Raw genomic sequence first — 13,088 nt, 5'->3', positions numbered from 1 at the left:
AGGAATGATGAAGTGTTTATTCCTTCCGGAGATTTTAAGCTTAAATCTCTTGATAAAATATATATTCTAGCCAAACCGATTAATGCAATGAAAATGTTTAGAAGTTTTGAGATTAACGTAGAAACAGGCAGAACGGCAATTCTTGTAGGGGGAGGAAGGATAGCCGTTTATTTGGCAAAACAATTAATTGCAAGTAATATTTCGGTTAAGATTATTGAAATAGACCCTATAAAATGTGAAGAATTAAGTGAGATTCTACCAAATGCTACAATTCTTTGCGGAGACGGACTAGATAAGGAACTTTTACTAGAAGAAGGTTTGACGAATGTAGATTCATTTGCATCTCTTACAGGTCTTGATGAAGAAAACATAATACTTTCTCTTTATGCTGCCAGCGTATCTGACGCAAAAATCATAACGAAAATAAATAAACTTTCATTTGACAATATAATAAGTAAGATGGAAATAGGAAGTATTATTGAACCCAAATATATAACAAGCGAATACATTATTCAATATGTAAGAGCCATACAAAATTCTTTTGGAAGTAATGTCGAATCTTTATATAAAATTGTCGGAGGGAAAGCTGAGGCTTTGGAGTTCAGTGTAAAAGAAAACTCTGTTGTAACAGGTAAATCATTGCAAAGCCTTGAATTGAAAGACAATTCACTAATTGCAAGTATAAACAGAAACGGTAATATCATCGTCCCTTCCGGTAAAGATACCATTGAAGTCGGGGATAGTGTGATAATAATCACAACTCATAAAAAATTAGGCGATTTGACTGATATACTTAAATAAAATGAGAGGTAATTTATGAATAAAGGAATGATTAAACACATTACGGGATGGGTTTTTATACTTCTTGGAATTGTGCTTATATTACCTATATTTGTTGCATTGATATATAAAGAAAATACATGGATATCTTTTTTTATCTCATCCGTTATAAGTACTGTAATCGGTATTTTGTGTGTTATAAAGAAGCCAAAGAACCAGACGATATACGCAAAAGAAGGATTTTCAATAGTTGCCATAAGCTGGATAGTTATTACTATTGTGGGGGCACTTCCTTTTTTAATAAGCGGAGAAATTCCTGGTTTTTTTGATGCAATATTTGAAAGTGCATCGGGATTTACCACTACAGGTGCCAGTGTAGTTGGGGATTTGGATTCTTTAAGCAGATGTATTTTATTTTGGCGTTCGTTTATGCACTGGCTTGGCGGTATGGGTGTTTTGGTTTTTATTATAGCCGTTATTCCTCTTATATGAGGAGGGCAAAACATGCATTTAATGAGAGCTGAGTCTCCGGGGCCGATGGTTGGTAAATTGATGCCTAAACTTAGAAGTACTCCCATAATTTTATACGGAATATATTTTTCAATGACTGTTATAGAAATAATTTTTCTTTCTTTTGGGGGAATGCCATTATTTGATGCTGTTCTTAATTCGATGGCAACCGCGGGTACAGGCGGATTTTCCATGAGTAATGCAGGGATGAGTATTTACAATAATTATTGTCAAACCGTTATTGCTATTTTTATGATATTGTTTGGTATCAATTTTAATATTTATTTTTTGATTTTAGGAAGAAAGATAAGTAAGGTATTAAAAAACGAAGAAGTAAGATGGTATTTAATTATAATATGTTTAGCGACAATAATTATTGCTTTTAATATAAGTAGCAATTATCCGACTATGGCGATGGCTTTTCACCATTCTTTATTTCAGGTAGCCAGTATCATGACTACTACAGGTTTTTCTTCTGTTAATTTTGATTTATGGCCTGAACTTTCAAAAACAATTTTGATACTGCTTATGTTTATAGGTGCATGTGCCGGAAGCACCGGAGGTGGAATAAAGGTAAGCAGATTAATTATAATATTCAAAGATGCCTTTAATGAGCTATCAATGTTGATTCATCCCAGAAGAGTAAGGGTTGTTAAGATAGATGGCAAAAAGATAGAAAGAAAGACTTTTCATAATGTTTGTGCATACTTAGCTGTTTACGCAGTTATATTTGTTGTATCATTGCTGTTATTGTCGATAAATAATTATGATTTTTCAACTAATTTCAGTGCCGTAGCTTCAACGATGAATAATATCGGTCCGGGTGTAAGCCTTGTTGGACCTGTATCGAATTATGGTTTTTTATCAGATTTTTCAAAGCTTGTTTTATCGTTTGATATGGTTGCGGGAAGACTGGAATTGTTTCCGTTGCTGATATTGTTTGCTCCGGGAACTTGGAAAAAATAATTTAATTAAATTAGGAGTATATATGTTACGAGAATTTCATGGGATTGTTTTGAAGAATATAAAATATTCCGAAAATGACAGGATTCTTACCGTTTTTACAAAAGAAAGAGGGAAGATAAGTGTTATGGCAAAAAATGCTGCATCGAAAAGAAGCAAAGTCATTGCACAAACATCAACCTTTTCATACAGCTATTTTGTTCTTTATCCCGGCAAAAATTTTTACACGTTAAAGAGTGCAGATTATATAAAAAGTTTTCCGGGACTTCAAAAAGATTTGGAAAGGCTCTCTTTTGCAAGTTACGTATGTGAACTTATCGATGTGTTTTATGAGGATAAAATGGAAGAACCAGTGACGTTTAATCTTATTATTTACTCTTTGGATTTGCTTCAAAAAGAAAGTTTGGAAAACTTGTCTTTTATCACACTGGCTTTTATGTTAAAATTACTTGGTATATCGGGTATTATTCCTGATTTCGGAGAATGTAACTTGTGTCAGGATGCAAATAGTGAATATTACATACTGGATTTTGAAAGTGGAATGCTTAGTTGTAAAAATTGTTCTTTAAAGCATTTCTCTTCTAACAAGATTACAGCTAAGCAGCTTAATTTGATAAAAGATTTGACATATATAAACATTAATGATATAAGAAAAAGAAATTTTAAGGAAATTTCTTTAAAAGAATGTAATGATATAATAGTTATGCTTAATAATTATATAGTTTATAATACTCAAAGAAAAACAAACAGTTTTAAATTTTTGTCAGATATGTTAGAATTAAAATAATAAAGTTAATAAAGCGGAGGATAAAATGACAAGAAGGTTAAGTTTAAATGAAATAATAAGTATTACGAAAATGAGAGGAATTATTTTTCCGGGGTCTGAGATTTATGAAGGACTTGCAAACAGCTTTGATTACGGGCCTATAGGTACCCTTGTTTTAAATAATGTAAAAAACGCTTGGTTTAAAAAATTTATTCAAGAGTGTCCTTATAATGTTGCTTTAGACAGTGCTATATTGGTTAATCCTAAGGTTTGGGAAGCAAGCGGACATCTTAAAAATTTTAATGACCCTTTAATGGATTGTAAGAATTGTAAATCGCGTTTTAGAGCGGATAAACTCATTGAAGATGATTTAGAGAAAAAAGGACTTGATGCAAATGCCGACGGTTGGAGCAACGAGAAAATGGAAGAATATATTGAACAAAACGGTATAGTATGTCCAAATTGCGGTAAACATGACTTTACAAATATAAGACAGTTCAACTTAATGTTTAAAACATTCCAGGGGGTTACGGAAGAGAGTGTAAATACAATTTATTTGAGACCTGAAACTTGTCAGGGAATTTTTATTAATTTTAAAAATGTTCAAAGATCTACCAGAAAAAAACTTCCTTTCGGAATAGGACAGATAGGAAAATCTTTCAGAAATGAAATAACTCCCGGAAACTTTATATTCAGAACAAGAGAATTTGAACAAATGGAACTTGAATTCTTCTGTGAACCTGAAGATGAGATGAAGTGGTTTGAATACTGGAGAAGTTATTGCTTTGATTTTCTTGTGTCATTGGGAATAAATAAGGAGCATATAAGATACAGAGATCATGCAAAAGAACAGCTTTCTCATTATTCCAATGCAACTACAGATATTGAATATGAATATCCTTTTGGATGGGGAGAGCTTTGGGGGATTGCTGACAGAACGGATTTTGACCTTAAATCTCATGAGGAGTTTTCGGGTAAAGATATGAAATATGTTGATCCGATTACAAATAAAAAATTCCATCCTTATTGTATAGAGCCTAGTGTTGGGGCAGGAAGATTATTCTTTACATTGCTTTGTGATTGTTATGTAGAAGAGACCCTTGAGGATAATACAACGAGAAACGTATTTAAACTTCATCCGTATCTTGCACCTTACAAGGTTGCGGTACTCCCTCTTACAAAGAAGCTTTCAGAAAAAGCAGAAGAAGTTTATGCTAGTCTTTCAAAGCATTTTATGGTTGATTATGATGAAGCAGGGAATATAGGTAAGAGATATCGTAGACAAGACGAAATCGGTACGCCTTACTGTGTGACTATCGATTTTGATACTCTTGAAGACGGTGCTGTTACAGTAAGAGACCGTGACAGTATGGAACAAGAAAGAATCAATATTGAAGATTTGGTTGATTATATCAATAAAAAAATTGAATTTTAATTATATTCATTAATCAAATATATATAATTATATATTACATCTGTCATACGTGGGAAAATTTATGACAGATGTAATTCTATTTTAAGGGCTTTTTTATTGTAATTGTTTAAAAAATATAGTAAAATAAATATATATTAATTATGTAAAAGTTTAAATTACTTAATAGAGGAGATTTTCAGTATGTCATTAAAAGATAGAATAGCTATGCATAACAGAGAAAAGGAAGAGAAAAAACAGGCTAGACTGAGAAAGAAAATTGAGAAGAAAAAAACGATTGAACCTATGACCAGAGAACAGATTGAAGAGTGTAGTGATTTGGTGGAGTTGTTCAAAGAAAAAATAGAATACAGAGCAAAGTGTTTGGAAACGAAGCGTATTGTTGATGCGAATATTACCAACAAAGATATAATAACGATAACAGATATCATGTTGGAAGACTTTAATCATTATAAAGATCTATTCTTGGAATTTTGTAAAAGCGGAAGTTATGAACTTAAATATTCTGCAAGCGTTATTTGTCTTAGAACCGGTTTTAACACCAATATGGCTTTAGATAATTTGAAATATTTTGCAAGACACAAAAAAACCAACGGTGTTATTGCTTATGAATCAAGAGAAATTTTAAAAAGATACAATGAAAAAAGACTTCCTTCATATGAAGGTTTTGAAGTTCAATATAAGAATTAGTTGTTAATATGCAGCCTTTGGCTGCTTATTATATATAAAATATAAATGCAGTTTTATTTACTGTGTGATGTCATTAAACAATTAGCAATCAAGGAGGATGGTAAAAATGTGTGCTAAAAAATTTGTTTACGCCTTTAAAGAAGGCGATGCAAGCCAAAGAGACTTGCTAGGAGGAAAGGGTGCCAATTTGGCAGAGATGACAAATATAGGTCTTCCCGTACCTCAAGGTATAACTATAACGACAGAGGCTTGTATAGATTATTATAAGACCGGATGTGAAATTGATAAAGAAATCGTAGATCAAATTTATCAAAAATTAGCAGAGTTAGAGCAGATTACAGGAAAACAATTCGGAGGAACGGATAATCCTTTGTTGGTTTCTGTGCGTTCAGGTGCTAAAATTTCAATGCCGGGAATGCTTGATACTATTTTGAATTTGGGACTGAACGATGTTACTGTTGAAGCGTTGGCAAGAAAAACAGGCAACGAAAGATTTGCGTATGACAGTTACAGAAGATTTATTCAAATGTTTTGTGATGTTGCACTTGGTATGAACAGAAATTTATTTGAAGATATTCTCGAAAGCAGAAAAAGACAACAGGGTTATAAGTATGATACAGAGCTTACTACTTTTGATTTAAAACAAATCGTAAAACAATACAAAGATTTATTCTTAGATCAAAAAGGATATAAGTTCCCTGATGATCCTAAAGAACAGCTTATGGCTGCCGTAGAAGCAATATTTAAATCATGGAATAATCCTAGAGCAATTGCTTACAGAAAATTGAACGATATACCGAATCGTATTGGTACTGCTGTAAACGTTCAATCAATGGTATACGGAAATATGGGACAAACTTCAGGTACAGGTGTTGCGTTTACAAGAAATCCGGCTACAGGTGAAAATAAAATATTCGGTGAATTCCTTATGAATGCACAAGGGGAAGATGTTGTTGCGGGTATCAGAACTCCTCAGCATATTGAAACTTTGAAAGATGTTATGCCTTCTGTTTACGATGAGTTTGTAAACGCTTGTAATACTCTTGAAAATCATTACAGAGATATGCAGGATATCGAATTTACAATCGAAGAAGGCAAGTTATACCTACTTCAAACACGTTCAGGAAAGAGAACTGCACAGGCTTCTCTAAAAGTTGCAGTTGATATGGTTGAAGAAGGTCTTGTAACAAAAGAAGAAGCTTTGTTGAGACTTGATCCTACTACATTGAATCAATTATTGCATAAAGGCTTTGATGCCGATGAACTTGCAAAAGCAATTCCGTTGACAAACGGTCTTCCTGCTTCTCCTGGTGCAGGCTGCGGTAAAATTTATTTTTCTGCTGAAGATGCAGTAGAAGCTAAAGAAAGAGGGGAAGAAGTTTTACTTGTAAGAAAAGAAACTTCTCCTGAAGATATTGAAGGTATGAATTCTGCTAACGGTATTTTAACCGCTACAGGCGGTATGACTTCTCATGCAGCCGTTGTTGCAAGAGGTATGGGTAAATGTTGTGTTGCAGGATGTGAAGCTGCTCATGTAAATGAAGAAGAAAAATATGTTGAAATAGGCGGTAAAATATTCTATGAAGGATATTATCTATCTATAAACGGTTCTACAGGTAATGTATATGAAGGTAAGATAAAAACTGTAGATGCAGTATTATCGGATGACTTTAATAAAGTTATGTCATGGGCTGATGAAATAAGACAACTTGGGGTAAGAACAAATGCCGATACGGTAAAAGATGCAACCGTTGCTGCTAATTTCGGAGCAGAAGGAATCGGTCTTTGTAGAACAGAGCATATGTTCTTTGAATCTGACAGAATTTTTGCATTCAGAAAAATGATATGTGCAAAAACATTAATGCAAAGAGAAGCTGCTTTGGCAAAAATACTTCCTATGCAAAAGAATGACTTTAAAGGATTGTTTAAAGCGATGGGTGGAAAACCGGTTGTAATAAGACTTCTTGATCCACCTTTACATGAATTTTTACCAAAAGAAGATGAAGATATAAAACAACTTGCAAAAGATATGGAAATGTCTTTTGACGAATTGAAATCAAGAGTAAATGAACTTCATGAGCTTAATCCTATGTTAGGACACAGAGGATGTAGACTTGCTGTTACATATCCTGAAATTGCGGCAATGCAGACAAGAGCGATAATTAACGCTGCAATAGAAGTTAAACAGGAAGATGACTTTGATATAACTCCTGAAATAATGGTTCCTTTGGCAGGAAGTTATTTGGAACTTAAATATGTTATTGATAAAATAAGAGAAACAGTAAATGACATATTTAAAGAAACAGGTATAAGAATAGAGTATAAAGTCGGAACAATGATTGAAATTCCAAGAGCTGCTCTTACATCTGATCAGCTTGCCAAAGTTGCCGAATTTTATTCTTTCGGAACAAATGACCTTACTCAGATGACATATGGTTTCAGTAGAGACGATGCGGGTGTATATATTAAAGAATATATTGAAAAAGGAATTTTCCCTAAAGATCCGTTTGCTACTATTGATACAGAAGGTGTTGGTCAATTGGTTGATATGGCTGTTAAAAAAGGAAAAGGTGTAAACCCTGAACTTCATTGCGGTGTTTGCGGTGAACAGGGGGGAGATCCTGCAAGTATAGAATTCTTTGACAGTGTTGGACTTGACTATGTTTCTTGTTCTCCATACAGAGTTCCTATAGCAAGACTTGCTGCTGCACAAGCCAGAATTAAAAATCAAAATAAATAAAACAAAAGGCACTTATTTTATAAGTGCCTTTATATTTAGAATTAAATCTATAAAATAATAAAGAATAAATTTTATAAAGTATTATATTTTATTTAAAAACCACGTACTTTTGTCCGTTGTAACTTACTACATACAAACACAAATCTACCATAGCTTTTGCGAAATATATATTAATATTTAAATTTGTTGAGACCCAATTTGTAAAAAATCCACTTAGTCCTGCAACTATAATCACCAATATATAATATTTAAACATCGTTTTTACTATGTGATTGTCATTTTCAAATACATATTTTCGGTTTAATGAATAGTTGAATAAAGAAGAGATTGCTCTTGCGATATATACCGCTAAGATAGTATTTACTCCAAAGAAAGCCATTAAACAAAAGCAACCGTAATCCAATAATCCCGAAGAAGTGGAAGAAAGTGCATACAGAAAAATTCTTTTGTATACTCTTAATGAATCTAGTAATGTGTTGTAATGAGATGATTCGTTGTCATTTATGTAAACCACAGATATAGGTTCTTGTATTACTTCTATATTTCGATGCTTTAGCTCCAAAAGCATATTCATCTCAAATTCATATCGCTCACCTTCAATATCTATGATTTTTTTTATCATATCTATACTGAAACCTCTAAGGCCCGTTTGAGTATCGGTAATTTCGTTTCCGTTGTTTAAAAGTTTAAATATTTTTCTTGTTATTGTATTACCAATTAAGCTTCTCATCGGGGTAGTATCGTCAAAATGTCTGACACCTAAAATCATTTTATCGGGATTTTCATCCAGTATTTTTGCTATATTTATTATGTCTTTTGGTAAATGTTGACCGTCGGCATCTGCTGTTATTGCGCTTAAGTTATTTTCTATACAGTATTGAAATCCCGTTTTTAAAGCTCTACCTTTTCCTTTGTTGGTATCGTGATTTAAAACGGTACATCCCATACTTTTCACTGTGTTAAATATCATTTCGAAGTCACTGCCGCTTCCGTCATTGACAATCAATACCTTTTCACCTTTGTCAATAAGTTCTTTTACTACATTTATAAGTTTTTCGTCCGGTTTATAAGCCGGTATCAAAATAACCGGATTGATATTTTTATAGTTCATAAATTCCCTGCCTTATATATGTTTATATCTATTATACAAAAAAATGTAAAAAAAGAAAATGGTAAAAATATTTATATTTTAAGTAAATTTTCTGTTATAATTAATTATTATGACATTTTAGGAGACAAGTTGATGGGAAAAAGTAAAAACGGAGCCATTTATATATTGATTGCTGCATTTTTGTGGAGTTTAAACGGTGTACTTATTAAATATATTCCATGGAGTCCAATGGCTATAAGTGGTGCAAGAGCTTTTTTGTCTACTGTGACTTGAATTTTGATAAAGGGAAGTTTTGATTTTAAAATAAATAAACATGTTATTTTTGCAAGTATATCATATGTTGCAATGGGTATTTTGTTTGTTTATGCAACAAAACTTACAACTGCGGCAAATGCCATAATATTGCAATATACGTCACCTATTTTTGTAATTATACTTTCTATATTCTTTTTTAAACAGTTTCCGAATAAAAAGCAGGTTATTACTGTTGGCATAGCCTTTATAGGTATAATATTGTTCTTTTTCGATAAAGTCGGTTCGGGGGCAATGCTTGGGAATATATTTGCTGTTTTGGCGGGTTTAGGTTATTCCGGAGTATTCATATTTAATTCCTATGACGACTCCAGTGCGTTGGATGCAAGCATTTTAGGTAATGCTTTGATATTTTTAGGGTCGGTTCCTAATTTACTAAAAGGGGGAGAACCTGCTTTGAATATGGGCGGAGTGTTTGGGATAATAATACTCGGTATATTTCAAATGGGCGTGTCTTATGCCTTTTTTTCAAAGGGAATTGAAACTACACCAAGTGTTGATGCTTCGTTAATTTCAATGTTAGAAGCAATTTTGAATCCGATTTGGGTAGCTCTTCTTATAGGTGAGATTCCGAGTGTTCTAACTTTTATAGGAGGAGCTTTGGTTCTTATTTGTGTAATGTATAATATATTAAATAATAAAAATAGTGAATCTGCTATTGAAAAAAATAAATCTTAGTGGTATAATGGGAAAGTATTTTAAGCCGATGTGGTGGAATTGGCAGACGCAACGGACTCAAAATCCGTCGATAGCAATATCGTGTGGGTTCGAATCCCACCATCGGCACCATTGTAATTTCGCTGAAAACACTTTATTTTAAGGGTTTTCAGCTTTTTTTGTTTTATACAGAAAGCATATTTTAAAACACACTTTTTAAATTTATTTATTTCTTTAAAATATTTATTTCTATTTGATAATTATCATTTTCTTTTTATTTGCGTATTCTATTGTTTTAATTGTTTGTTTTTTTATTTTATATAATGTTTTAATTTTTATTTTATTATTTTTTTATAAAAATAACACTCTGTTTATACTAGAAACTTATTTTCAGTGTTTAGAGTGTTACTAAATAATACAGATAGTTTAAATTAAAAATATTTTTTTAACTTACTACAATATAACTTTTCTTCTTTGTACCTTATAAGAAATCTTTGATATTAGCGAAGTAGGGAGTATTTTTACACCTATTCTGATTACTTTTATTTTCCATCCCGGAACTATATAGAATTTACCTTTAAGCATTTTTTTTACTGTATATTGAGCGACATAATTGCTGCTTAATCCCTGTAAGGCAAATTGTACATTGGCTACTTCATTGAACTTTGTATCTACGGGACCAGGACATAATATACTTATTTGTACTTTTGATTTTTCTTTTTTTAATTCTTCTCTTATTGCTTCCGACAATCTTACCACATATGCTTTTGTTGCATAGTATGTTGCCATTAAAGGACCGGGCATAAACCCTGCTATTGATGCAGTGTTTAAAATTATCCCTTTATTTTTTTTCTTCATGTTTTTTATATATAATTTGCTTAAAATATGAACTGCTGTTATATTTGTGTCTATCATTGCAATTTCTTTTTGTACATCTGTTTCAGTAAAGTACCCGCAGTCGCCAAGTCCAGCATTATTTATAAGAATATCTATATTTTTGTATTTATTGTATAATTCATAACAATTTTCTTTTTGGGATAAATCCATAGCCACAATTTCTGCATTTGTCTGTATTTTTAATTTTACTTTTTCCAATGCTTTGGTGTTTCTGGAAACGAGAATTATATCGTATCCTTTTTTGCTTAATTCTATGGCGATATCTTTTCCTATACCTGATGAGGCCCCTGTTACAAGTGCCTTGGGTCTGTTTTCTTTCATTTATCTATCTCTCTTTCTTTTGGTACATGAAACAATTTTCTTCGTGGGAATAAATGATGCCGATTGCCTGCAGGTAAGAGTATATTATTATACTTCCTACAAACTTCATACCTCTTTTCTTTAAATCTTTTGATATTTGATCCGACAGAGTATTGGTTGTTTTGTTTGTTTCGTAGAGTATTTTTTCATTTGTGAATGTTTTTAAATAATTATAAAAGCTTCCATATTCTTTTATTATGTTTTTAAATATTTTTGCATTATTTATGCTGGCCTTTATTTTTAATTTATTTCTTATGATATTTTTATTTTCCGATAATTCTTTTATTTTCTTTTCATCGTATGAACATACTTTATCTAAATCAAAATTATCATACGCTTTTTTGAAATTTTCTCTTTTGTTTAATATACATTCCCATGATAACCCTGCTTGAAATGATTCTAATATAAGCATTTCAAAAAGGTATTCATCTGTAAAATTGGGTACGCACCATTCTTCGTCATGGTATTTTATATATGTAGGGTTATTTGTATTACACCATTTACATCTTACTTTATTCATAGGGCTGTTCCTCTTTTGGGAATAAAGAATTTATTCATATCAACTTTTTCATGTTTTAGCAAAAAAATCTTTTTATCAATTCCTCCTGCATATCCTGTTAAACTTCCGTTTGTACCAACAACTCTGTGACAGGGGATGATAATTGAAATAGGATTATGTCCCACAGCACCGCCTACAGCTTGTGCAGACATTTTTTCTATGCCTTTTTGTTTTGCGATTTCTTTTGCTATATCATTATAAGTTGTTGTTTTACCGTAAGGTATATTACATAATATTTTCCATACGGATTGTCTGAATTCGCTTCCTATCGGGTTTAAATCCAAATCTTTGATATCCGGTTTTTCTCCTTTAAAGTATTTATTCAGCCATATTTCTGCTTTTGTAAGTGTTATATCGTCATTTTTTTCTTCTAAAGATGCTTTTAAATTTGAAAGATAATATTTTTGTCCTTCAATCCATAAGCCGATTAATTTATTATTTTTACTTGCCATTAATATTTTGCCAATGGGAGAAGAATAGTATTTTGTATAAATCATTTTAAAGTTCCTTTTATATATTTTTTACCCAAAAATTAAATTACTTGATTTTGATTAATAATATTATAACATACATAAAATAAATATTTTTTATAAAATATAATAATTGAATAAATATAAATTTTTCAAAATAAATAAAACTTGACAATATTCTTTAAAAATGGTACAAATGAAGAGTAAGTTAAAATGATAGAGGTGCGGTATTCATCAGTAATGTATATTAAAACGGGATATTGTATACAAAGAAAGGGAAAATCGCCGAAGAATTTGTCTTTCCCGAAAGGATAAGTTCTGGGGCATTACAGAATATGTAATGTACTGTCACGTTTATGTGGAGCGCTATCTGGACAAAATAGTATAATAGTATTATCGTATATTACTTTGCCATAAATGCGTTTTCTGTCATTTATGGCTTTTTTATATAAAAAATTAAAGGGGTGTATTAATGAACGTATCAAAGAAAAAAGTTTTTATGGGTATTGCCAGCTTTATTCTGATGTTAATGTTGGTATTTCCTATAATGGGAGCTGACGGTGAAGCCGCAAAACAACCTGCAATGTATGGAACAATATGGTCTTTACTTCCTCCTGTAATAGCTATTGTATTGGCTTTAATTACAAAGGAAGTTTACAGTTCTTTATTTATAGGTATTGTTTTCGGTGGAATATTTTATGCAGCGGGGAATTTTGAAGGTACTGTAACACATATTTTGAATGACGGTATCATATCGGTTTTATCTGACAGTTATAATGTAGGGATACTTATATTTTTAGTTATTCTCGGTGCAATGGTTGCTTTGATGAATAAGGCGGGA

General features: G+C 31.7%; 11 protein-coding genes, 1 tRNA gene, 2 pseudogenes and 1 riboswitch. Of the genes and pseudogenes, 10 read left to right on the top strand and 4 right to left on the bottom strand.

Annotated features, from left to right (window positions below):
- The 6 genes and pseudogenes from QZ357_RS09140 to ppdK form a co-directional block, all read left to right on the top strand.
- On the top strand, nt 1–801 hold an 801-nt coding region (locus QZ357_RS09140), incomplete at its 5' end, for an NAD-binding protein (RefSeq protein ID WP_290776396.1).
- A gap of 15 nt (nt 802–816) precedes the next feature.
- Nucleotides 817–2,256 (top strand): annotated as a pseudogene (locus QZ357_RS09135) (TrkH family potassium uptake protein).
- Between the two features lie 22 nt (nt 2,257–2,278).
- Nucleotides 2,279–3,040, top strand: coding sequence for a DNA repair protein RecO (gene recO, locus QZ357_RS09130; protein ID WP_290776394.1), 762 nt, complete (start codon nt 2,279–2,281; stop codon nt 3,038–3,040).
- Nucleotides 3,041–3,065: 25 nt separating this feature from the next.
- Entirely contained in the window at nt 3,066–4,454 is a 1,389-nt protein-coding gene (locus QZ357_RS09125; protein ID WP_290776393.1) for a glycine--tRNA ligase, read from the top strand.
- Nucleotides 4,455–4,634: 180 nt separating this feature from the next.
- Nucleotides 4,635–5,141 (top strand): hypothetical protein, encoded by a 507-nt coding sequence (locus QZ357_RS09120; RefSeq protein ID WP_290776391.1) that lies wholly within the window; start codon nt 4,635–4,637, stop codon nt 5,139–5,141.
- A gap of 106 nt (nt 5,142–5,247) precedes the next feature.
- Nucleotides 5,248–7,881, top strand: coding sequence for a pyruvate, phosphate dikinase (ppdK, locus tag QZ357_RS09115; RefSeq protein ID WP_290776390.1), 2,634 nt, complete (start codon nt 5,248–5,250; stop codon nt 7,879–7,881).
- An 88-nt stretch (nt 7,882–7,969) separates the two neighbouring features.
- Here the strand turns inward: ppdK and QZ357_RS09110 are convergent, their stop codons facing one another.
- Nucleotides 7,970–8,992, bottom strand: a complete 1,023-nt coding sequence (locus tag QZ357_RS09110; RefSeq protein WP_290776388.1) for a bifunctional glycosyltransferase family 2/GtrA family protein — start codon at nt 8,990–8,992, stop codon at nt 7,970–7,972.
- Nucleotides 8,993–9,124: 132 nt separating this feature from the next.
- Between QZ357_RS09110 and QZ357_RS09105 the strand changes: the two genes are divergently transcribed.
- The 3 genes from QZ357_RS09105 (at nt 9,125) to QZ357_RS09095 (ending at nt 10,093) form a co-directional block, all read left to right on the top strand.
- A complete protein-coding gene (locus tag QZ357_RS09105; RefSeq protein ID WP_290776386.1) occupies nt 9,125–9,265 on the top strand; it encodes a hypothetical protein in 141 nt (46 codons plus the stop codon).
- A 3-nt stretch (nt 9,266–9,268) separates the two neighbouring features.
- Nucleotides 9,269–9,982: a DMT family transporter gene (locus QZ357_RS09100; protein WP_290776385.1), complete on the top strand. Its 714-nt coding sequence runs from the start codon at nt 9,269–9,271 to the stop codon at nt 9,980–9,982.
- A 24-nt stretch (nt 9,983–10,006) separates the two neighbouring features.
- Nucleotides 10,007–10,093: transfer RNA gene (locus QZ357_RS09095), tRNA-Leu, on the top strand.
- Nucleotides 10,094–10,414: 321 nt separating this feature from the next.
- Here QZ357_RS09095 and QZ357_RS09090 read toward each other — a convergent pair.
- The 3 genes from QZ357_RS09090 to QZ357_RS09080 are packed head-to-tail and all read right to left on the bottom strand — an operon-like array spanning nt 10,415 to nt 12,274.
- Nucleotides 10,415–11,179, bottom strand: a complete 765-nt coding sequence (locus tag QZ357_RS09090; RefSeq protein ID WP_290776383.1) for an SDR family oxidoreductase — start codon at nt 11,177–11,179, stop codon at nt 10,415–10,417.
- 4 nt (nt 11,180–11,183) lie between these two features.
- Nucleotides 11,184–11,738, bottom strand: coding sequence for a DNA-3-methyladenine glycosylase I (locus QZ357_RS09085; protein WP_290776381.1), 555 nt, complete (start codon nt 11,736–11,738; stop codon nt 11,184–11,186).
- Nucleotides 11,735–12,274 (bottom strand): methylated-DNA--[protein]-cysteine S-methyltransferase, encoded by a 540-nt coding sequence (locus tag QZ357_RS09080; protein ID WP_290776380.1) that lies wholly within the window; start codon nt 12,272–12,274, stop codon nt 11,735–11,737. The genes QZ357_RS09085 and QZ357_RS09080 overlap by 4 nt, the downstream gene beginning before the upstream one ends.
- 182 nt (nt 12,275–12,456) lie before the next feature.
- Nucleotides 12,457–12,624, top strand: a riboswitch (Lysine riboswitch).
- A 95-nt stretch (nt 12,625–12,719) separates the two neighbouring features.
- Between QZ357_RS09080 and QZ357_RS09075 the strand changes: the two are divergent.
- Nucleotides 12,720–13,088 (top strand): annotated as a pseudogene (locus tag QZ357_RS09075) (Na+/H+ antiporter NhaC family protein); the annotation flags it as partial.

Source organism: Anaerofustis sp. (genome assembly GCF_019420015.1).
Lineage (GTDB): Bacteria > Bacillota > Clostridia > Eubacteriales > Anaerofustaceae > Anaerofustis.
This window is presented reverse-complemented; position numbering and strand designations above follow the sequence as displayed.